At 60.9% G+C, this 19,400-nt stretch carries 20 protein-coding genes, 2 pseudogenes and 1 riboswitch; of the genes and pseudogenes, 14 read left to right on the top strand and 8 right to left on the bottom strand.

The window, feature by feature from the left end:
• Window positions 1–77 precede the first annotated feature (77 nt).
• Window positions 78–229, bottom strand: a riboswitch (FMN riboswitch).
• Between the two features lie 120 nt (window positions 230–349).
• Window positions 350–622: a ubiquinone biosynthesis accessory factor UbiK gene (ubiK, locus tag MKS11_RS01105; RefSeq protein ID WP_049015101.1), complete on the top strand. Its 273-nt coding sequence runs from the start codon at window positions 350–352 to the stop codon at window positions 620–622.
• Between the two features lie 34 nt (window positions 623–656).
• Here the strand turns inward: ubiK and glgS are convergent, their stop codons facing one another.
• A complete protein-coding gene (gene glgS, locus MKS11_RS01100; protein ID WP_004205248.1) occupies window positions 657–854 on the bottom strand; it encodes a cell surface composition regulator GlgS in 198 nt (65 codons plus the stop codon).
• Between glgS and MKS11_RS01095 the strand changes: the two are divergent.
• Window positions 846–992, top strand: a pseudogene (locus tag MKS11_RS01095) (hypothetical protein); the annotation flags it as partial. The gene glgS and the pseudogene MKS11_RS01095 sit on opposite strands and share 9 nt — an antisense overlap.
• A gap of 80 nt (window positions 993–1,072) precedes the next feature.
• Here the strand turns inward: MKS11_RS01095 and hldE are convergent.
• Genes hldE through MKS11_RS01080 form a run of 3 tightly spaced genes read right to left on the bottom strand, consistent with a single transcriptional unit; the run spans window position 1,073 to window position 6,721 of the window.
• Window positions 1,073–2,506 carry a bifunctional D-glycero-beta-D-manno-heptose-7-phosphate kinase/D-glycero-beta-D-manno-heptose 1-phosphate adenylyltransferase HldE gene (gene hldE, locus MKS11_RS01090; protein WP_017899743.1) on the bottom strand — a complete coding sequence of 478 codons (1,434 nt, stop codon included), beginning with the start codon at window positions 2,504–2,506 and terminating at the stop codon, window positions 1,073–1,075.
• A gap of 58 nt (window positions 2,507–2,564) precedes the next feature.
• Window positions 2,565–5,402: a bifunctional [glutamate--ammonia ligase]-adenylyl-L-tyrosine phosphorylase/[glutamate--ammonia-ligase] adenylyltransferase gene (gene glnE, locus MKS11_RS01085; RefSeq protein WP_176377248.1), complete on the bottom strand. Its 2,838-nt coding sequence runs from the start codon at window positions 5,400–5,402 to the stop codon at window positions 2,565–2,567.
• Between the two features lie 20 nt (window positions 5,403–5,422).
• Window positions 5,423–6,721 (bottom strand): inorganic triphosphatase, encoded by a 1,299-nt coding sequence (locus MKS11_RS01080; RefSeq protein WP_087770942.1) that lies wholly within the window; start codon window positions 6,719–6,721, stop codon window positions 5,423–5,425.
• A gap of 214 nt (window positions 6,722–6,935) precedes the next feature.
• Between MKS11_RS01080 and MKS11_RS01075 the strand changes: the two genes are divergently transcribed.
• Together MKS11_RS01075 and MKS11_RS01070 are read left to right on the top strand one after the other, a co-directional pair.
• Window positions 6,936–7,556 (top strand): TIGR04211 family SH3 domain-containing protein, encoded by a 621-nt coding sequence (locus tag MKS11_RS01075; RefSeq protein WP_004205252.1) that lies wholly within the window; start codon window positions 6,936–6,938, stop codon window positions 7,554–7,556.
• Between the two features lie 61 nt (window positions 7,557–7,617).
• Window positions 7,618–8,859: a multifunctional CCA addition/repair protein gene (locus tag MKS11_RS01070; protein ID WP_017899740.1), complete on the top strand. Its 1,242-nt coding sequence runs from the start codon at window positions 7,618–7,620 to the stop codon at window positions 8,857–8,859.
• An 11-nt stretch (window positions 8,860–8,870) separates the two neighbouring features.
• On the opposite strand, the gene bacA is transcribed toward MKS11_RS01070, so the two are convergent.
• Together bacA and folB are read right to left on the bottom strand one after the other, a co-directional pair.
• Window positions 8,871–9,692 carry an undecaprenyl-diphosphate phosphatase gene (gene bacA, locus MKS11_RS01065; protein WP_004205255.1) on the bottom strand — a complete coding sequence of 274 codons (822 nt, stop codon included), beginning with the start codon at window positions 9,690–9,692 and terminating at the stop codon, window positions 8,871–8,873.
• Window positions 9,693–9,890: 198 nt separating this feature from the next.
• On the bottom strand, window positions 9,891–10,274 hold the full coding sequence (gene folB, locus MKS11_RS01060) for a bifunctional dihydroneopterin aldolase/7,8-dihydroneopterin epimerase (RefSeq protein ID WP_004150923.1): 384 nt from the start codon (window positions 10,272–10,274) through the stop codon (window positions 9,891–9,893).
• Between the two features lie 107 nt (window positions 10,275–10,381).
• On the opposite strand from folB, the gene plsY reads away from it, so the two are divergent.
• Together plsY and MKS11_RS27560 are read left to right on the top strand one after the other, a co-directional pair.
• The gene (gene plsY / locus MKS11_RS01055) at window positions 10,382–10,999 is read left to right on the top strand and encodes a glycerol-3-phosphate 1-O-acyltransferase PlsY (protein WP_004205257.1); all 618 of its coding nucleotides are present in this window, start codon (window positions 10,382–10,384) and stop codon (window positions 10,997–10,999) included.
• A gap of 149 nt (window positions 11,000–11,148) precedes the next feature.
• Window positions 11,149–11,249 (top strand): annotated as a pseudogene (locus MKS11_RS27560) (hypothetical protein); the annotation flags it as partial.
• A 10-nt stretch (window positions 11,250–11,259) separates the two neighbouring features.
• On the opposite strand, the gene MKS11_RS01050 reads toward MKS11_RS27560, so the two are convergent.
• Entirely contained in the window at window positions 11,260–11,406 is a 147-nt protein-coding gene (locus MKS11_RS01050) for a hypothetical protein (protein ID WP_032426100.1), read from the bottom strand.
• Here MKS11_RS01050 and MKS11_RS01045 point away from each other — a divergent pair.
• From MKS11_RS01045 to MKS11_RS01010, 8 genes are all read left to right on the top strand, one after another.
• Window positions 11,396–12,220, top strand: coding sequence for an urease accessory protein UreD (locus MKS11_RS01045; protein WP_048325760.1), 825 nt, complete (start codon window positions 11,396–11,398; stop codon window positions 12,218–12,220). The two genes, MKS11_RS01050 and MKS11_RS01045, sit on opposite strands and share 11 nt — an antisense overlap.
• Window positions 12,221–12,229: 9 nt before the next feature.
• Window positions 12,230–12,532: an urease subunit gamma gene (locus MKS11_RS01040; RefSeq protein ID WP_002916871.1), complete on the top strand. Its 303-nt coding sequence runs from the start codon at window positions 12,230–12,232 to the stop codon at window positions 12,530–12,532.
• Between the two features lie 9 nt (window positions 12,533–12,541).
• A complete protein-coding gene (locus MKS11_RS01035) occupies window positions 12,542–12,862 on the top strand; it encodes an urease subunit beta (protein WP_017899738.1) in 321 nt (106 codons plus the stop codon).
• On the top strand, window positions 12,855–14,558 hold the full coding sequence (gene ureC / locus MKS11_RS01030) for an urease subunit alpha (RefSeq protein ID WP_087770944.1): 1,704 nt from the start codon (window positions 12,855–12,857) through the stop codon (window positions 14,556–14,558). Before MKS11_RS01035 ends, ureC begins: the two co-directional genes overlap by 8 nt.
• A gap of 9 nt (window positions 14,559–14,567) precedes the next feature.
• Window positions 14,568–15,044 carry an urease accessory protein UreE gene (gene ureE / locus MKS11_RS01025; protein WP_017899736.1) on the top strand — a complete coding sequence of 159 codons (477 nt, stop codon included), beginning with the start codon at window positions 14,568–14,570 and terminating at the stop codon, window positions 15,042–15,044.
• Between the two features lies 1 nt (window position 15,045).
• Window positions 15,046–15,720, top strand: a complete 675-nt coding sequence (locus MKS11_RS01020) for an urease accessory protein UreF (protein WP_017899735.1) — start codon at window positions 15,046–15,048, stop codon at window positions 15,718–15,720.
• Between the two features lie 8 nt (window positions 15,721–15,728).
• Window positions 15,729–16,346, top strand: coding sequence for an urease accessory protein UreG (ureG, locus tag MKS11_RS01015; protein WP_002916877.1), 618 nt, complete (start codon window positions 15,729–15,731; stop codon window positions 16,344–16,346).
• Window positions 16,347–16,498: 152 nt separating this feature from the next.
• Window positions 16,499–18,106 (top strand): cytosine permease, encoded by a 1,608-nt coding sequence (locus MKS11_RS01010; RefSeq protein WP_004205264.1) that lies wholly within the window; start codon window positions 16,499–16,501, stop codon window positions 18,104–18,106.
• A 44-nt stretch (window positions 18,107–18,150) separates the two neighbouring features.
• Here the strand turns inward: MKS11_RS01010 and tsaD are convergent, their stop codons facing one another.
• A complete protein-coding gene (tsaD, locus tag MKS11_RS01005) occupies window positions 18,151–19,164 on the bottom strand; it encodes a tRNA (adenosine(37)-N6)-threonylcarbamoyltransferase complex transferase subunit TsaD (RefSeq protein WP_002916879.1) in 1,014 nt (337 codons plus the stop codon).
• Window positions 19,165–19,400: the final 236 nt, after the last annotated feature.

The raw sequence follows: 19,400 nt of genomic DNA, 5'->3' as shown, positions 1-19,400 counted from the left end.
TACCAGAATCAGGGCAGTCTTAGGAGCGCCGGTTTAGCGGCAAAAGTCAACGCGAGCGGGCCTGGGCCCGACTGTGCCGTTACTCTCTCCCATCCGGACTTTAACCGTCGGCCCCGGAATTACACCGGATCTGCTGACCTTCCCGTAGTCACGGGAAGCGCTCGCGGGCTTTCAACGCCATGGTTGATTTACCGCCGGTGGGGAATTTCGCCCCGCCCTGAGAATAAGCGAGATAACTATAACGCTATTGACTATCCTCGGCAATGCATAAGCTTCAAACATTTCTGGTTTATAGGCGGCCTGGTTCGCACTACAATGATCAATCATCCGACCCGAGCAGGAAACCACCATGATTGACCCGAAAAAAATTGAACAAATCGCCCGCCAGGTCCATGAGTCGATGCCAAAAGGACTTCGCGATCTGGGTGAGGATGTTGAAAAGAAAATCCGCCAGGTGCTGCAGTCGCAGCTGACCCGTCTGGACCTGGTTAGCCGCGAAGAGTTTGACGTGCAGACTCAGGTTCTGCTGCGGACCCGCGAAAAACTGGCGCTGCTGGAACAGCGCCTGAATGACCTCGAAAACCGCCCGGCGACGACGCCTGGCAGCGAAGAGCAGCAGTAAAAAAACGGGCCCTCAGGGGCCCGTTTGCGTTGGCTTAGTGTGCGGCTTCCGCCGGGCTGTTCACCTGACGACAGTACAGTTCATAGCGCTGGCAAAACCATTCACGATGTTCTTCATCCATATTGCCGACAATGGCCTGAAGATCAACTGGCTGGCCCTGGGCGTGCATTCTGGCGAAACTCCGCGCCAAAAAATCAAAATTCTTCATTGAATACATGTCGTTATGGTTCATGCGCATACTCCTTCAGCGGTGGATGTTCTGATCAGTCATATGCCTTTTACTCACTTCAGTATTTACGCTTACCTTAACGCCATTTGTACGAAAAATGCGCTTAATATGATTATTTATTGCGCCAAATCATTTTCCACATCATTAAATAAAAACGGCCCGCGATATCGCTATCGCAGGCCGTGATGCCGCACCGTTATGGCGGGGGAATAACGAAACGGTTATTTTTCGCTATCTTTTTGTATTTTCTTAATAATGTTGGTGGTTGAGCAACCATCTTCAAAGTTGAGCACCAGCACTTCGCCACCGTTCGCCCAGACCTCTTCACTGCCGGCGATCTGCTCCGGTTTGTAGTCGCCGCCTTTCACCAGCAGATCCGGCAGGATCCCGGCAATCAGGCGCTGCGGTGTATCTTCTTCGAAGGAGACCACCCAGTCGACCGCCTCCAGCGCCCCCAGCACGATCATCCGCTGCTCCAGCGGGTTTACCGGGCGGGTTTCGCCTTTCAGTCGTTTGGTGGAGGCATCGCTGTTGACCGCCACGATCAGACGGTCGCCCAGTTTGCGCGCATTCGCCAGATAGGAGACATGGCCGGCGTGCAGAATGTCGAAGACGCCGTTGGTCATGACCACTTTCTCGCCGCGCTTGCGCGCGGCCGCTACCGCCTGTTTGAGTTCCGCTTCGCTCATCACGCCGAAGCCGGTCTCAGCCCGGCCGCGAACCGCATTTTCCAGTTCGACAGGAGAAACGGTGGAGGTTCCCAGCTTACCGACCACCACGCCCGCCGCGGCGTTAGCGAAATAGCAGGCCTCTTCCAGGGTGTTGCCGGACGCCAGGGTCGCCGCCAGTACGCCAATCACCGTGTCGCCGGCGCCGGTGACATCGTACACTTCCTGAGCCTGGGTCGGCATATGCAGCGGCGGACGCCCCGGCTGCAGCAGCGTCATCCCCTGCTCTGAGCGCGTCACCAGCAGCGCTGACAGTTCGAATTCGGCGATAAGCTTCATGCCGCGCTCAACGATCTCCGCTTCATCCTGGCACTTGCCCACCACCGCTTCAAACTCAGAGAGGTTCGGGGTGAGCAGCGTTGCGCCGCGATAGCGTTCGAAATCGGTGCCTTTCGGATCGATCAGCACCGGCACGCCTGCTTCACGGGCGAGCTTGATCATCGTCTGGACGCTGGTCAGCGCCCCTTTGGCGTAATCCGAGAGAACCAGCGCGCCAATGGCGCCCAGCGCCTGCTGAATGCGCTCGTGCATCGGCTGCGGATCAACGCCGGAGAAGCCCTCTTCAAAGTCGAGGCGGATCAGCTGCTGGTTGCGCGACAGCACCCGCAGCTTGGTGATGGTCGGGTGAGTCGGGACGGAGACGAAGTCGCACTTCACATTGACGTTGGCCAGCGCCTGGCTCAGCGCGCGAGCGGCGTCATCAATCCCGGTCAATCCCACCAGGCGCGACGTTGCCCCCAGGGAGGCGATGTTCATCGCTACGTTTGCCGCGCCGCCGGGACGTTCTTCGATATTTTCCACCTTCACCACCGGCACCGGGGCTTCCGGGGAAATACGACTGGTGGGGCCGTACCAGTAGCGGTCCAGCATCACATCACCCACCACCAACACTCCTGCACGTTCAAACTCCGGCAGCGTTACTTTCATGACTCTCTCCTGCGAGACGCAAACTTTGCGCGCGATAATAGCACACCCGATTTTATAGTTAAGCCATCAGCCACTTCTGCCAGCTGGCGCTGACCTGCTCACGCTCCCGGCTGAATGCCTCTGGCGCCACGTGTCCCGGCAGCTCCTGCAGGGCCAGGTGATGGAGCGCATCACGCAAGGTGGTGTACGCGTGCGTTAAGGCTCGCGCTTCCTCCTCGTCCATGATGTCGTTCTGCGCCAGCAGCTCGAGAATACGCACGTTATCAGACCAGCGGGTCAACTTCGGCTTGTCGCTGGCATAGCGTAGGACCAGATACTGGGTAATAAATTCAATATCCGTGATCCCACCGGCATCGGCTTTGATATCAAAACGATCGGCATGTTTATTGCCGAGGTGGGCGCGCATCTTCTCACGCATCTCGCGAACTTCGGTCTGCAGGGTCGCGCCATCCCGCGCGGTGGTCAGGATATCGCGACGAATGGCGTCAAATCGCGCCTGCAGCGCCGGGTCGCCATAGACCACGCGAGCGCGCACCAGCGCCTGATGCTCCCATGTCCAGGCTTCGTTCTGCTGATAGTCGGCAAACGCGTCGGCGGTGGTGACCAGCATCCCCGCCGCGCCGGAAGGGCGCAGCCGGGCGTCAACTTCGTAGAGAATACCGGACGAGGTGCGGGTGCTGAACAGATGCATGATCCGCTGAGCCAGCCGCAGGTAGAACTGACGGCCGTCGATCTCCCGCTCGCCGTCGGTCATCACCTCCGCCGGACAGTCATGGAGGAACACAAGGTCGAGATCGGAACTGTAGCCCAGCTCCCAGCCGCCGAGCTTGCCGTAGCCGACGACGGCGAAGCCGCGCCCCTGGCGATCGTGCAGATGGGTCGGCTGGCCGTAGCGGGCCACCATCTGTCCCCATGCCTGCTGCACCACCGCGTCGAGGATCGCTTCGGCAAGCCAGGTTAAGTGATCGCTGACCTTCATCACCGGCAGCGTGCCGGCGATATCCGCCGCGGCGATATGCAGCTGCTGCGCCTGCTTGAACTGGCGCAGTGCCTCCAGCTGCTGCTCTTCATCCTCTTCCGGCACCCGCAGCAGATACTGACGCAGCTCATCGCGATATGCATCGGTCGCCGTCGGCTGATAGAGAGTGTTGGGATCCAGTAGCTCATCAAGCAGCAGCGGGTGGCGCGCCAGCTGGCTGGCGACCATCGGCGACGCGGCGCAGAGCGTAATCAGGTGCTTCAGCGCGCCGGGGAATTCGCTCAGCAGTTCAAGATAGGTGGTGCGAGTGACGATCCCGGTCAACAGCGGCGTGATCCGAGCCAGAGGCAGCGGCGCATCGGCGCGCGAGCAGATTTCGCTCAGCAGATGCGGCATCAGTTGATCCAGCACCTGGCGGCCGCGCGGGCCGATGGTGCGCCGATCCAGCTCTTTACGGAAATCGGCAATCAGCGCCAGCACGCTGCGGCGGTCGGCGTCGTTTAAATGCGCCAGCGCCGGGCTGGCGTCATCTTCTTCCAGCGCATCCTGCCACAGCTCGCGCCAGTACTCGGCGAGCTGCTCATCCGGCGACTGAGCCTCATCATCGCCGATCAGCTCATTAAACACCCGCCGCACGCTGGCCATATGGCTCGCCAGCTGCGCGCTCAGCGTCTCCCAGTCGTCAGTATGCATCCCCCACGCCAGCCTGGCGCGGTTCAGTTCATCCTGCGGCAGAGTCTGGGTCTGCTCATCGTTGATGCTCTGCAGCAGATTTTCCAGCCGGCGCAGGAACAGATAGGCCGCGCGCAGCAGCGCCGCGTCGCCTTCCGGCAGCAGATGCAGCTCATCAATCGCCGCCAGCGTCGGCAGCAGCGCCCGCTGCTGCAGCGCAGGTTCGCGACCGCCGCGGATCAGCTGAAAGACCTGCACGATAAACTCAATTTCACGGATCCCGCCGGCGCCGAGCTTGATGTTGTCTTTCAGCCCGCGACGCCGCACTTCACGAGCGATCATCCCTTTCATGTTACGCAGCGACTGGATCACGCTGAAGTCGATATAGCGGCGGAAGACGAAGGGGCGAAGCATCGCGCGCAGCTCGCTGGCGTAGGCGTCGTCGTTATCGCCCATGATCCGCGCTTTCACCATCGCGTAGCGTTCCCAGTCCCGGCCCTGCTCCTGGTAATAATCCTCCAGCGCCGCAAAGCTGAGCACCAGCGGCCCGCTGTCGCCAAACGGTCGCAGGCGCATGTCCACCCGATAGACAAAGCCGTCCTGCGTCGGCTGGTCGAGCGCCTTGATCAGCCGCTGCCCCAGGCGGGTAAAGAACTGGGCGTTATCCAGCTCGCGGCGGCCGCCGCGGGTGGCACCATGCTCAGGCCAGGCAAAAATCAGATCGATATCGGAAGAGAAGTTCAGCTCGCCGCCGCCCAGCTTTCCCATCCCGAGGATCAGCAGCGGCTGCGGCTGGCCCTCGGCGTTGCAGGGCGTTCCCCACTCCTTACAGCAGGCGGCATACAGCCAGTCGCGAGCGGCGACAATCAGGGTCTCTGCCAGGACGCTCAGCTGCTGCAGCGTCTCTTCTTCGCTTACCAGCGACAGCGCCTGCGCCCAGGCAATGCGGACCATCATCTGGCGGCGGAAAAGACGCAGCTCTCGCATCAACCCCGCTTCGTCAGCCACCGCTTGCAGGCGCTCCTGCAGCCAGGTCTCGTAATGCCGCCACTCTTCCGCCTCCGGCGAGGAGTCCGCAAGCTCGTTCAGCCAGCCTGGCTGGGCGATCACACTCTGTTCGACAAAATCACTGAACGCCATCACCGACCGGGCCTGCGGGCTCAGTTCGGCGACGGGAAAATCCGCTGGCAGGCGGTCAGCGACCGTCTGCCAGTGCTGCTGTAACTGCGAAGAAAGCGGCATCATAGGGGCTCCCTGGCCTGTAATTATCGTTTTCCACTATGCAGCCAGAACGGCTCGGCAGCCAGCGCCTGGCGACGGAAATATTCAAAGACGCTGCGGTCGTCATGCTCTATCGCACGCTGAAGCTCCTGCCAGTTCTCCAGCCACGGCGCGACGGCGTCGCCATAGGCGCCCGCCAGCAACTGGACGCTGTCGATATCGCGGGACAGCTTCGGCAACTGGTCGGCGGCATCTTCAACCGCCAGATGCTGCACGGCGCCGCGCAGCTCGGCCGCCACCCGCGAGAGGTTAATATCGGCAAACCGTTTGAACGATCCGGCTATTTTTTTCTCTCCCGCCTCGTTGAGGAACGGACGCCAGCCGCGCTGGACCAGCCATTCGGTCAGCGCCAGTTTGGCGGCGACGACCTCGGGGCAGAATAACGCCTCCTCGGCGGTGTCCGCGGCCAGCAGCGCGGCTTCGGCGTCGTTCAGCAAGGCGCGGAGGTGGGTGGTCGCCTTCCGCGGCACGATGCCGCCGAACAGCACGAGGGCATGGCGCACGCGGGCCAACGCCAGCAGGATTTCCGCTTTAGCTTTCGCGTTGCCGCGCAGCCAGACCTCATCGTGATACAGCCAGTGCGCCAGGGCGCTCTCCAGCGCCGCCTCCAGCCCCTGCTCCACGCTGGCCTTCGCCGCCACCGGCAGCACCGCCAACCGGGCCACCGGGCGTTCATTGTTGCCTTGCGCCAGATGATACCCGCGCGCGGCTTTGCTCAGGCTCCCCTGACGCAGGACGCCGCTCTCCAGCAAACGCTGCGCGAAGCGCAGCAGATCGGCGGTCTCCCCGGCGAGCAACTCCAGCTCCAGCTCGCAGATCGGCTCCTGATGCTCGCCCGCCTTCACTTCGCCGCGATCGAGGGCAATCTCAATCTCACTCTTTCCTTCCTGGATCACCCAGCGTTCACGGGCAAAATCGGTGCTGAACAGCGGCTGGACATGCTCCGCCAGCGCGGTCGGAAGTTCCCCTTGCGGCCAAACCTCCGCCGGCAGGCGCTCAAGCGCCAGCTCCGGTTTATCCAGGGGAATATTGTATTCCGGGCGCTGGTGCAGGCCGCCCACCACCCGACCGGCGATTTTCAGCGTCATTTCATAACGCCCCTGATCGCCGCGGATGCGCAGCCCCATGTCGTGACGACGCAGCCAGTTATCGGCGGTTTCGTAATAAATGTTCAGCAACTGGCCCGCGGGCGTATGTTTCGCCTCGAGCGCATTGAGCTGCTCGCGCAGCGTCTCTACCCCATCCTGAGCGACGATAAACTTAAGTTCGATTTCTTGAGCCATGACTGAATTCTTCCGCTTCTGTGCTGCGCCGACAAATTGCGGCGAACTTACGACGATATTTTTTGTCAGTAGATAGTATTTTGCGGCGAATCGCCATGCAACGCGCTTTTTGCCGGGCCACCTCCTGGATGATTCCGATTGTGGCGGAAAACTTTGCGTCGCTCTGGCGATGCCTCTACTATCGTTCCACTTTTTATGACCAAACGATGACCTGATGCCAAAATTACGCCTGATTACTTTTACTTTGCTCGCGCTTAGCGCCGCCACGGCGGTTCACGCAGAAGAAAAGCGCTACGTTTCCGATGAGCTGAACACCTGGGTTCGCAGCGGCCCGGGCGATAATTATCGTCTGGTCGGCACCATCAACGCCGGGGAAGAAGTGGCGGTGCTGCAAACCAACGACAGCACCAGTTACGCGCAGATCCGCGACGCCAATGGGCGTACTGCCTGGATCCCGCTGAAAGAGCTGAGCAACGAGCCCAGCCTGCGCACCCGCGTCCCGGATCTGGAAAACCAGGTCAAAACGCTGACCGATAAGCTGAATAATATCGACGCCACCTGGAACCAGCGCACGGCGGATATGCAGAAGAAAGTCGCCGGCAGCGACAGCGTGATCAACGCGCTGAAAGACGAGAACCAAAAGTTGAAAAATGAGCTGGTTGTCGCGCAGAAGAAGGTGAATGCGGCGAATCTGCAGCTTGATGACAAACAGCGCACCATTATCATGCAGTGGTTTATGTACGGCGGCGGCGTGTTGGGCGTCGGTCTGCTGCTGGGTCTGGTGCTGCCGCATCTGGTGCCAAGCCGCAAACGTAAAGACCGGTGGATGAACTAATTCGTCTTCTCTGCCAGACTTACGTATCATCTTGCAAAAAACAGATACGGGAGAATCAGGCGTGAAGAGTTATCTGGTCGGCGGTGCGGTGCGCGACGCGCTGTTAGGACTGCCGGTCAAAGACCGAGACTGGGTGGTGGTGGGCGCCACCCCGCAACAGATGCTTGACGCGGGCTATCAGCAGGTAGGCCGCGACTTTCCCGTGTTCCTTCATCCGCAAAGCCGGGAAGAGTATGCCCTGGCCCGCACCGAGCGCAAATCCGGCGCAGGCTATACCGGTTTTACCTGCTATGCCGCCCCGGACGTCACCCTCGAAGCGGATCTGCTGCGCCGTGACCTGACGGTCAACGCCCTCGCCCAGGACGCCGACGGCGCAATTATCGACCCCTACGGCGGACAAAACGATCTCCGCCAGCGTCTGCTGCGCCATGTCTCCCCCGCCTTTAGCGAAGATCCGCTGCGCGTGCTGCGTGTGGCGCGCTTTGCCGCCCGCTATGCCCATCTCGGTTTTCGCATTGCCGAAGAGACCCAGACCCTGATGGCCGCCATGGTTGAGGCCGGCGAACTGGCCCATTTAACGCCGGAGCGGGTGTGGAAAGAGACGGAAAGCGCGTTGACCACCCGCAACCCGCAGGTCTTTTTTCAGACGCTGCGCGACTGCCAGGCCCTCAAGGTGCTGTTCCCGGAGATTGACGCCCTGTACGGCGTGCCGGCCCCGGCCAAATGGCACCCGGAAATCGACACCGGCCTGCACACCCTGATGACCGTCACGATGGCCGCGATGCTGTCGCCGGACGTCGATGTGCGCTTCGCCACCCTATGCCATGACCTCGGCAAAGGGCTGACGCCGAAAGCGCTCTGGCCGCGTCACCACGGCCATGGCCCGGCGGGAGTCAAGCTGGTGGAACAGCTCTGCGCGCGTCTGCGGGTGCCGAACGATATCCGCGATCTCGCGAAACTGGTGGCGGAGTATCATGATCTGATCCACACCCTGCCGATCCTGCAGCCGAAAACCCTCGTCAAACTCTTCGACAGCATTGACGCCTGGCGTAAACCGCAGCGCGTGCAGCAGATCGCCCTCACCAGCGAAGCCGACGTTCGCGGGCGCACCGGTTTCGAGGCTAGCGATTATCCGCAGGGGCGCCTGCTATTAGAGGCCTGGGAGGTGGCGAGGTCAGTCTCCACCAAAGAGGTGGTGGCGGCGGGGTTTAAAGGGGCGGAAATTCGCGAGGAGCTGACGCGGCGGAGAATTGCGGCGGTGGCGCAGTGGAAGGAACAGCGTTGCCCCCAGCCGCAAGGCTGAGGGCGCAGGCCTTAGAAGAAGACCACGTAAACCGCTGCCGCGACGATAAAGCGGTAGATAGCGAACGGAATGAACGAGATCCGTTTGATCAGCTGCAGGAAGGTTTTAATCGCAATCAGCGCCACGATAAACGCCATCACGAAGCCGACGGCAAACATCGGGACATCGCCCATGTTGAGGAAGCCGATGCTCTTGTAGACGTCCAGCACCGTGGCGCCCATCATCATCGGTACCGCCAGCAGGAATGAGAATTCCGACGCCGCGTAGCGGCTGACGCCCATCAGCATGCCGCCGGAGATGGTCGCCCCTGAGCGGGAGAAGCCCGGCCACAGCGCCAGGCACTGGAAGCAGCCGATAACGAACGCCTGACGATAGGTCATATCGTCAATCCCGACCGCGCGCGGCTGTTTCGGCTTCAGCACTTCCGCCGCAATTAACAGCACACCGCCGACAATCAGGGCGTACATCACGTTTACCGGGTTAAACAAAGATTTAATGGTGTCGTGGAAAATAAGCCCCATCACCACCGCGGGGATCATGCCGAGAAGGATATGGATAAGCGACAAGCGACCGCTGCCTTTACCTTCGTGCTCCGGCGGCCTGCCGAAATGGATGCCGATCAGGCCGAACAGGCGACGCCAGAACATGACCACCACGGCGAGTATCGAGCCTAGCTGAATAACCACTTCAAAGGTATTTGCCGTATCACCTTCAAACCCCAGCAGGTGACCAACAATAATCATATGACCGGTACTGGAAACAGGTAAAAACTCTGTCAACCCCTCAACCACACCCAATATTGCCGCCACCAGCAGCGAGTGTATATCGCTCATCCAATTAAACCCTTTAAAAAAGTAAAATGAAAAAAACCAGGAACACGGTATCGTTCAACAGGCACAACCCGACTGCCAGAGGGCGCGCAATCCGCAGCATACACGGCGTACACAAGGATTCGCCTGCCGTTCTGGTAGAAGATCGCCAGTAAAATTGCCTGATGACCGGATGCTATGACCGGTATAAACGCAATTTGTTTAACAAGTATGACCTGAAAAGTTTTGTTTCAGATTAAGGCCACGTTCAATAATCACCCCGACGTTTGCCGCGCGAGCCACGGCGCCAGGTTTGCTGACTTTAATGCGCACCCATGGCGACTGGAATGTCTCCAGCAGCAGGTCGGCCACCTCTTCCGCCACCCGCTCCACTAACGCGAATTTTCCCCCCTCAACATGCGCGATGACGCGCTCGCTGATATCAGCATAGCTGAGGCAATCGCTGACATCATCGCTGGCGGCCGCCTTGCGGTTATCCCATGCAATTTCGATATCGAACACCAGCTTCTGCTCAATGGTTTGTTCCCAGTCATAAACACCAATGGTGGTGATTACCGAAAGTTGCTCTATAAATACAATATCCATCACGCCCTGCCTGCTTTTTAGCTAAACCGGATACCACTTCCGGCGAATTATGCGTATTATCCACAGATGCAGAGAATACAACGACATTTTCAAAACGGAACAGCGTTATGAGTGCAATCGCGCCTGGACTGGTACTCCTCGCCTACCTCTGCGGCTCCATTTCCAGCGCCATTCTGGTATGTCGCCTTGCTGGCCTGCCCGACCCACGCGACAGCGGCTCAGGCAACCCCGGGGCCACTAACGTACTACGAATTGGCGGAAAAGGGGCGGCCGTAGCGGTACTTATTTTTGATGTGCTGAAGGGCATGCTGCCGGTATGGGGCGCCTGGGCGCTGGGCCTGACGCCGTTCTGGCTGGGTTTAGTGGCGATTGCCGCCTGCGTGGGCCATATCTGGCCGGTTTTCTTTCATTTCCGCGGCGGTAAAGGCGTCGCCACGGCCTTCGGCGCTATCGCCCCCATCGGCCTCGACCTGACCGGCGTGATGGCCGGGACCTGGCTGCTGACCATCCTGCTCAGCGGTTACTCTTCCCTTGGCGCTATCGTCAGCGCGCTGATCGCTCCGTTCTACGTCTGGTGGTTTAAACCGCAGTACACCTTCCCGGTGTCGATGCTCTCCTGCCTGATCCTCCTGCGCCATCACGACAACATTCAGCGTCTGTGGCGCCGCCAGGAGAGCAAAATCTGGACGCGTGTGAAGAAGAAAAAAACGCCAGAAGAGAAGTAATCTCCCCTCCCGGCCCCGCCAGCCGGAGGGATCCCCGCCTCTATTTACCTGTCTCACCCGCCTTTTCGCCTTACGTCGTCATGATTGGCGATCTTCACCACATCCCTCTTTTGTAACAATGCGTTAGCGGTGACCCACAGCAAAAATCACGCCAGCGACCAGCGGCGCGGCGTCCCCCCGCTGGCGCCTTTTCCGCAGCGGCCAGGCAGCGGATCAGGATATTGACGGCAATGATTATCCGGGTGAATAATCCGGAGCGGTTATGCCGCTTTCCCCTCGCGCCCAATGCGACGCTGCGGGTAACAGATGACATAAGCGTTTCGTATGACCGGGATAATCTCCCGCCGATCAATACTCATTGCTGCTGTTTTATCTTGATTTTGCAGGGGCGCAACATTGCACGGCACCGTGTTACCACCACTCAAAAAAGGCTGGCAGGCCACGCTGGATCTGCGCTTTCAGCAGGCCGGCGGCAAGACCGTTCTCGCCAGCGCCCAACACGTCGGCCCGCTGACCGTCCAGCGCCCGTTTTACCCGGAAGAAGAGACCTGTCACCTCTATCTGCTTCACCCCCCCGGCGGCATCGTCGGCGGTGATGAACTGACGATTAGCGCCCACCTTGATCCCGGCTGCCATACCCTGATCACCATGCCTGGCGCCAGCAAGTTTTACCGCAGCAGCGGCGCGCAAGCGCTTTTGCGCCAGCAGTTGACCCTCGCCCCGCAGGCGACCCTGGAGTGGCTCCCGCAGGATGCCATCTTCTTTCCCGGGGCGAACGCCCGGCTGTCCACCACCTTTCACCTGTGTGCCTCCAGCACCCTGCTGGCCTGGGATCTGCTCTGCCTTGGCCGCCCGGTGATCGGCGAAACCTTCAGCCACGGCACCCTCAGCAACCGGCTGGAGGTATGGGTGGACAATGAGCCGCTGCTGGTCGAGCGCCTGCACCTGCAGGAGGGAGAGCTCTCCAGCATCGCTGGACGTCCCTGGGTCGGCACGCTGCTGTGCTATCCGGCAACCGATGCCCTGCTCGACGGGGTGCGCGACGCGCTGGCGCCGCTCGGCCTCTACGCCGGCGCCAGCCTGACCGACCGCCTGCTGACGGTGCGCTTCCTCAGTGACGATAATCTGATTTGCCAGCAGGTGATGCGCGACGTCTGGCAGTTTCTGCGCCCTCATCTCACCGGCAAGTCCCCCGTACTCCCCCGAATCTGGCTGACTTAAGAGAACGTTATGGAACTGACCCCCCGAGAAAAAGACAAGCTGTTGCTGTTTACCGCCGCGCTGGTGGCAGAACGCCGCCTGGCCCGCGGCCTGAAGCTCAACTATCCGGAATCCGTGGCCCTGATCAGCGCCTTTATTATGGAAGGCGCCCGCGACGGCAAAAGCGTGGCCTCGCTGATGGAGGAAGGTCGTCACGTCCTGACCCGCGAGCAGGTGATGGAAGGCGTCCCGGAAATGATCCCGGATATCCAGGTCGAAGCCACCTTCCCGGACGGCTCGAAGCTGGTCACCGTTCACAACCCGATTATCTGAGGCAGCGCCATGATCCCTGGTGAATATCACGTTAAGCCCGGCCAGATAGCCCTCAACACCGGCCGGGCGACCTGTCGCGTGGTCGTTGAAAACCACGGCGATCGTCCGATTCAGGTCGGTTCGCACTACCATTTCGCCGAGGTCAACCCGGCGCTGAAGTTCGACCGTCAGCAGGCCACCGGCTATCGCCTGAATATCCCGGCCGGCACGGCGGTACGCTTTGAACCTGGCCAGAAACGCGAGATTGAGCTGGTGGCCTTCGCCGGTCACCGCGCCGTCTTCGGCTTCCGCGGCGAAGTCATGGGCCCACTGGAGGCAAACGATGAGTAATATTTCACGCCAGGCCTATGCCGACATGTTCGGCCCCACCGTCGGCGATAAGGTGCGCCTGGCCGATACCGAGCTGTGGATCGAGGTGGAGGACGATTTGACCACCTACGGGGAAGAGGTCAAATTCGGCGGCGGCAAAGTGATCCGCGACGGGATGGGCCAGGGACAGATGCTGGCCGCCGACTGTGTTGACCTGGTGCTCACCAACGCGCTGATCGTCGATCACTGGGGCATCGTTAAGGCCGATATCGGCGTGAAGGACGGCCGGATCTTCGCCATCGGCAAAGCCGGCAACCCCGACATCCAGCCCAACGTCACCATCCCCATCGGCGCCGCGACGGAAGTGATTGCCGCCGAAGGAAAAATCGTCACCGCCGGCGGGATCGATACCCATATTCACTGGATCTGTCCGCAGCAGGCGGAAGAGGCGCTGGTCTCCGGCGTGACCACCATGGTCGGCGGCGGTACTGGCCCGGCGGCGGGTACCCATGCCACCACCTGCACCCCGGGGCCATGGTATATCTCACGCATGCTGCAGGCGGCCGACAGCCTGCCGGTTAATATCGGCCTGTTGGGCAAGGGCAACGTTTCTCAGCCGGACGCTCTACGCGAGCAGGTGGCGGCGGGTGTTATTGGCCTGAAGATCCATGAGGACTGGGGCGCCACCCCGGCGGCGATCGACTGCGCATTAACCGTCGCCGATGAGATGGATATTCAGGTCGCCCTGCACAGCGACACCCTCAATGAGTCCGGTTTTGTGGAAGATACCCTTGCCGCCATCGGCGGGCGCACCATTCACACCTTCCATACCGAAGGAGCCGGCGGCGGCCATGCGCCGGACATCATCACCGCCTGCGCCCACCCGAACATTTTGCCGTCCTCCACCAACCCAACGCTGCCCTACACCCTCAACACCATCGACGAACATCTCGATATGCTGATGGTCTGCCACCATCTGGACCCGGACATCGCCGAGGACGTGGCCTTTGCCGAGTCGCGCATTCGCCGGGAAACCATCGCCGCAGAAGACGTGCTGCACGACCTTGGCGCCTTCTCGCTCACCTCCTCCGATTCGCAGGCCATGGGCCGCGTCGGAGAAGTGGTTCTCCGCACCTGGCAGGTGGCGCACCGCATGAAGGTGCAGCGCGGCGCGCTGGCGGAGGAGACCGGGGATAACGACAACTTCCGCGTGAAGCGCTACATCGCCAAATACACCATCAACCCGGCGCTGACCCACGGCATCGCGCACGAAGTCGGCTCCATTGAGGTGGGTAAGCTGGCGGACCTGGTGGTCTGGTCGCCTGCCTTCTTCGGCGTGAAACCGGCCACCGTGATCAAGGGCGGCATGATCGCCATCGCGCCGATGGGCGATATCAATGCCTCTATTCCGACCCCGCAGCCGGTACACTACCGTCCGATGTTTGGCGCGCTGGGCAGCGCCCGCCATCACTGCCGCCTCACCTTCCTGTCGCAGGCAGCGGCGGACCATGGCGTAGCCGAGCGGCTGAACCTGCGCAGCGCGATTGCCGTGGTGAAAGGCTGCCGCACGGTGCAGAAAGCCGACATGGTGCACAACAGCCTGCAGCCTAACATCACCGTCGACGCGCAGACCTATGAGGTGCGGGCGGATGGCGAACTCATCACCAGCGAGCCGGCAGAGGTTCTGCCGATGGCGCAACGTTATTTTCTGTTTTAAGGAGTGCGGATGCTTTATTTAACTCAACGTCTGGAGACCCCCGCCGCCGCGACCGCCAGCGTTACGCTGCCGATTGATGTTCGCGTCAAAAGCCGGGTAAAAGTCACCCTCAACGATGGCCGGGAAGCCGGTCTGCTGCTGCCCCGCGGCCTGCTGCTGCGCGGCGGCGATGTGCTGAGTAACGAAGACGGCACCGAATTTGTGCAGGTGATTGCCGCTGATGAAGGGGTGTCGGTGGTGCGCTGCGACGACCCGTTTATGCTGGCGAAGGCCTGCTATCACCTCGGCAACCGTCACGTACCGCTGCAGATTATGCCAGGCGAGCTGCGCTACCATCACGATCACGTGCTGGACGATATGCTGCGCCAGTTCGGCCTGACGGTGACCTTTGGCCAGCTGCCGTTCGAGCCGGAAGCCGGCGCTTACGCCAGCGAAAGCCACGGTCATCATCATGCTCATCATGACCACCACGCTCACAGCCACTAGCATGTCGACAGCGGAACAACGCCTGCGGCTGATGCAGCTGGCCAGCAGCAACCTGCCGGTAGGAGGTTACAGCTGGTCCCAGGGGCTGGAGTGGGCTGTGGAAGCCGGCTGGGTGCCGGACGTCGCGGCCTTCGAGCGCTGGCAGCGACGGCAGATGACGGAAGGCTTTTTTACCGTTGACCTGCCGCTGTTCGCCCGCCTGTACCGCGCCTGCGAACAAGGCGATATCGCCGCGGCCCGGCGCTGGACGGCTTATCTGCTGGCCTGCCGGGAGACCCGTGAACTGCGGGAGGAAGAGCGCAACCGCGGCGCGGCGTTTGCCCGCCTGCTGAGCGACTGGCAGCCGGACTGCCCGCCGCCGTGGCGCACGCTGTGCCAGCAAAGCCAGCTCGCCGGGATGGCCTGGCTCGGCGTGCGCTGGCGCATCGCGCTGCCCGAGATGGCCTTAAGCCTGGGCTACAGCTGGATTGAGAGCGCCGTAATGGCCGGCGTCAAGCTGGTGCCCTTCGGCCAGCAGGCCGCCCAGCAGCTCATTTTACGTCTTTGCGACCACTACGCGGCGGCGATGCCCCGCGCACTGGCCGCGCCGGACGGCGATATCGGATCGGCCACGCCGCTCGCCGCCATCGCCTCTGCCCGGCATGAAACCCAATACTCCCGATTATTCCGTTCCTAGGAGAAGCCATGAATTCTTATAAACACCCGCTGCGCGTCGGCGTCGGCGGCCCGGTCGGCTCCGGTAAAACCGCCCTGCTGGAAGCGCTGTGCAAAGCCATGCGCGATACCTGGCAGCTGGCGGTGGTCACTAACGACATCTATACCAAAGAAGATCAGCGCATCCTCACCGAAGCGGGCGCGCTGGCCCCTGAACGCATTGTCGGTGTAGAAACCGGCGGCTGCCCGCACACGGCGATCCGCGAAGATGCCTCGATGAACCTCGCCGCCGTGGAAGCGCTGAGTGAAAAGTTCGGTAACCTCGACCTTATCTTCGTGGAAAGCGGCGGCGATAACCTGAGCGCCACCTTCAGCCCGGAGCTGGCGGATCTGACCATCTACGTCATTGACGTGGCCGAAGGGGAGAAGATCCCGCGCAAAGGCGGGCCGGGGATCACCAAATCCGATTTTCTGGTGATCAATAAAACCGACCTTGCCCCCTATGTCGGCGCTTCGCTGGAGGTGATGGCCAGCGATACCCAGCGTATGCGCGGCGATCGCCCATGGACCTTCACCAATCTGAAGCAGGGAGACGGCCTGAGCACCATTATCGCCTTCCTCGAAGACAAAGGCATGCTCGGCAAATAGGCCTGTTGCACCAGCCGGGCGCAGACGCGTCCGGATGGTGCAACCCATGCTCTCTCTTCTATCACCCTGCGCTCCCCTCCCCGCCACGCCTGCCCTGCAATATGGCATAAGGTTTGCTAATTCAAGTCATGCCTAACCATTAAGGAATGACTATGTCATCACTGGATCTCAACCCTGAATTACCCGCGACAGCGCGGACTTCCGGCTCCCGGGAAACCTTAGAAGATTACACCTTACGTTACGCCCCGCTGAGCTTCCGCCGCTGGGGACCGGGCGTCGTCGCGGTCACGGCGCTGGGCGGCATCGCCTATCTGGCGGACTTTTCCATCGGCGCCAGCATCGGTATGGCCTGGGGCACCAGCAACGCCATCTATTCGATCCTGGTGGCGGCGCTGGTGATCTTCCTCACCGGCATTCCGCTGGCGATCACTGCCGCGCGCTACAACATTGACCTTGACCTGATCACCCGCAGCGCCGGCTTCGGCTATTTCGGCTCAGTGATCACCAGCATTATTTTTGCCGGCTTCACCTTTATCTTCTTCGCCCTCGAAGGCTCGATCATGGCCCAGGGGCTGCTGGTGGGCCTCGGGATACCGCTGTGGATGGGGTATCTGATCGCCACCCTGATGGTGCTCCCGCTGGTGGTCTATGGCATGAAAGCCCTGACCCGCCTGCAGGTATGGACCACTCCACTGTGGCTGGTGCTGATGGTGGTGCCGGTGGTGTGGCTGATTGTCAAAGATCCGCAGCTGGTGGACGGCTTCCTGCATTTCGCTGGTAAAAACAGCGCGTCGACGGTGGATATCACCGCCATCATGCTCGGCGCCGGGGTATGCCTGTCGCTGATCATGCAAATTGGCGAGCAAATTGATTACCTGCGCTTTATGCCGCCTAAAACCGCGGAGAACCGTAAAAGCTGGTGGCTGGCGGTCTTTTCCGCCGGTCCGGGCTGGGTGGTGCTAGGCGCGATCAAACAGATCATCGGCGCCTTCCTCGGCTTCTATCTGTTGACCCGTTTTCCGGCGGTGCACAATACCGAACCGGTGCAGCAGTTCGTCAGCGTCTTCGATAATCTGGTGCCCGGCTGGCTGGCCCTGACGCTGGCGGTGGTGCTGGTGGTGATCTCGCAGATCAAAATTAACGTCACCAATGCCTACTCCGGCTCGTTGGCGTGGACCAGCGCCTGGACCCGCACCACCAAACGCTATCCGGGGCGGATTATTTTTGTGGTGGTCAATCTGGCGATTGCCCTGGCGCTGATGGAAGGCGATATGTTCAGCGCCCTGTCGTGGATCCTCGGCTTTTACTCCAACTTCGCTATCGCCTGGGTCGTGGTGGTGGCGACCGACATCACCTTTAATAAAGGCTTGCTCAAGCTGGCCCCGGCGCAGCCGGAATATCGTCGCGGCATGATCTACAACGTTAACCCGGTGGGCGTGGTTTCCTTTGGCCTGGCCGCCGGGCTGTCGATCTGCGCTTTCTTCGGCCTGCTGGGGACGACGTTGGCGCCGTTCTCGCCGCTGATCGCGTTGGTCGTCGCCTTTGTCATGACCCCGCTGATGGGGATCCTCACCCGCGGGCGCTACTATATTAAGCAGGTGGATGACGGGATCGCCGAACCGCGCTATGACGCGGCGGGGAACGCCTCGACCACCGTGTATCAATGCGTTAGCTGTGAGGAAGAGTACGAGCGCCCGGACGTGATGCATTCACATAAGCATCAGGGTGCCATCTGCTCACTGTGTAAAAGTATGGAGTAGTCAGGTAGGCAGGCCGACGTGACGTCGGCCTGTTTCAGGACGCTTTAGGCGGCAGGTAGTTCGGCCAGCGGCCAGCGCGGGCGGACCGTCACGCCGAGCTCAGCTTTGGCGCCGGTTTGCAGACGCACCATGCCGGCGTAGGCGATCATCGCGCCGTTATCGGTACAGAACTCAGGGCGGGCGTAGAATACCTCACCGCCGCGTTTTTGCATCATCTCCGCCAGCTTCGCCCGCAGGGTGCGGTTGGCGCTCACGCCTCCCGCCATCACCAGACGCTTAAAGCCGGTTTGCTCCAGCGCGCGGCGACATTTAATCATCAGCGTATCGACAACCGCATCCTCAAACGCGCGGGCGATGTCGGCGCGGGTTTGTTCATCGTCGCCGTTGCTGCGAATGGTGTTGGCGGCGAAGGTCTTCAGTCCGGAGAAGCTGAAGTCCAACCCCGGACGGTCGGTCATCGGACGCGGGAAGACGAAGCGGCCTTCAGTACCCTGGGACGCCATTTTCGACAGCATCGGCCCGCCGGGATAATCCAGCCCCAGCAGTTTCGCGGTTTTATCAAAGGCTTCGCCCGCCGCATCGTCAATCGACTCGCCCAGCAGTTCGTACTGGCCGATACCGGTGACGCTGATCAGCTGCGTATGGCCGCCGGAAACCAGCAGCGCGACGAACGGGAACGCCGGCGGGTTATCTTCCAGCATCGGCGCCAGCAGGTGCCCTTCCATATGGTGTACCGGGATCGCCGGCACGTTCCAGGCGAAGGCCAGCGACCGGCCAACGGTCGCCCCGACCAGCAGCGCGCCGACCAGGCCAGGACCCGCCGTATAGGCGACGGCGTCGATATCTTTCGCCGTCAGGCCGGCCTCTTTCAGCGCCGCCTGGATCAGCGGCACCGTTTTGCGCACGTGGTCGCGCGATGCCAGCTCCGGCACCACGCCGCCGTAGTCCGCATGCAGTTTCACCTGACTATACAATTGGTTGGCTAACAGACCTTGCTGGTCGTCATAAATCGCGATGCCGGTTTCATCGCAGGATGTTTCAATGCCCAGTACACGCATGAGTTGTTTTACCTCGCTTCAATACCGCGCAGTGTAGGTCCAATGACCGGCGATGTAAAACTTTGCTCACCCCTGGTGTTCTCTTCGTGTATACTCCCCACCCTTATAAAAGTCCCTTTCAAAAAAGGCGCAGGTGCTTTACAAAGCAGCAGTAGTTGCAGTAAAATTCCGCACCATTTTGAAATAAGCTGGCATTGCGGCCAGCGGCAAACCGAATTAATCAAAGGTGAGAGGCA

It is taken from the genome of Klebsiella sp. K5-45, from assembly GCF_030128605.1.
GTDB lineage: Bacteria > Pseudomonadota > Gammaproteobacteria > Enterobacterales > Enterobacteriaceae > Klebsiella > Klebsiella quasipneumoniae.
This window is presented reverse-complemented; position numbering and strand designations above follow the sequence as displayed.

Bases quoted from the DNA above. Each gene is read 5' to 3' on its own strand.
- MKS11_RS01035 (WP_017899738.1), top strand. From the start codon at position 12,542: ATGATCCCTGGTGAATATCACGTTAAGCCCGGCCAGATAGCCCTCAAC.
- MKS11_RS01040 (WP_002916871.1), top strand. From the start codon at position 12,230: ATGGAACTGACCCCCCGAGAAAAAGACAAGCTGTTGCTGTTTACCGCC.
- glgS (WP_004205248.1), bottom strand. From the start codon at position 854: ATGAACCATAACGACATGTATTCAATGAAGAATTTTGATTTTTTGGCG.
- MKS11_RS01020 (WP_017899735.1), top strand. From the start codon at position 15,046: ATGTCGACAGCGGAACAACGCCTGCGGCTGATGCAGCTGGCCAGCAGC.
- MKS11_RS01010 (WP_004205264.1), top strand. From the start codon at position 16,499: ATGTCATCACTGGATCTCAACCCTGAATTACCCGCGACAGCGCGGACT.
- hldE (WP_017899743.1), bottom strand. From the start codon at position 2,506: ATGAAAGTAACGCTGCCGGAGTTTGAACGTGCAGGAGTGTTGGTGGTG.
- MKS11_RS01075 (WP_004205252.1), top strand. From the start codon at position 6,936: ATGCCAAAATTACGCCTGATTACTTTTACTTTGCTCGCGCTTAGCGCC.
- bacA (WP_004205255.1), bottom strand. From the start codon at position 9,692: ATGAGCGATATACACTCGCTGCTGGTGGCGGCAATATTGGGTGTGGTT.
- ureE (WP_017899736.1), top strand. From the start codon at position 14,568: ATGCTTTATTTAACTCAACGTCTGGAGACCCCCGCCGCCGCGACCGCC.
- plsY (WP_004205257.1), top strand. From the start codon at position 10,382: ATGAGTGCAATCGCGCCTGGACTGGTACTCCTCGCCTACCTCTGCGGC.
- MKS11_RS01080 (WP_087770942.1), bottom strand. From the start codon at position 6,721: ATGGCTCAAGAAATCGAACTTAAGTTTATCGTCGCTCAGGATGGGGTA.
- folB (WP_004150923.1), bottom strand. From the start codon at position 10,274: ATGGATATTGTATTTATAGAGCAACTTTCGGTAATCACCACCATTGGT.
- ureC (WP_087770944.1), top strand. From the start codon at position 12,855: ATGAGTAATATTTCACGCCAGGCCTATGCCGACATGTTCGGCCCCACC.
- tsaD (WP_002916879.1), bottom strand. From the start codon at position 19,164: ATGCGTGTACTGGGCATTGAAACATCCTGCGATGAAACCGGCATCGCG.
- glnE (WP_176377248.1), bottom strand. From the start codon at position 5,402: ATGATGCCGCTTTCTTCGCAGTTACAGCAGCACTGGCAGACGGTCGCT.
- ureG (WP_002916877.1), top strand. From the start codon at position 15,729: ATGAATTCTTATAAACACCCGCTGCGCGTCGGCGTCGGCGGCCCGGTC.
- ubiK (WP_049015101.1), top strand. From the start codon at position 350: ATGATTGACCCGAAAAAAATTGAACAAATCGCCCGCCAGGTCCATGAG.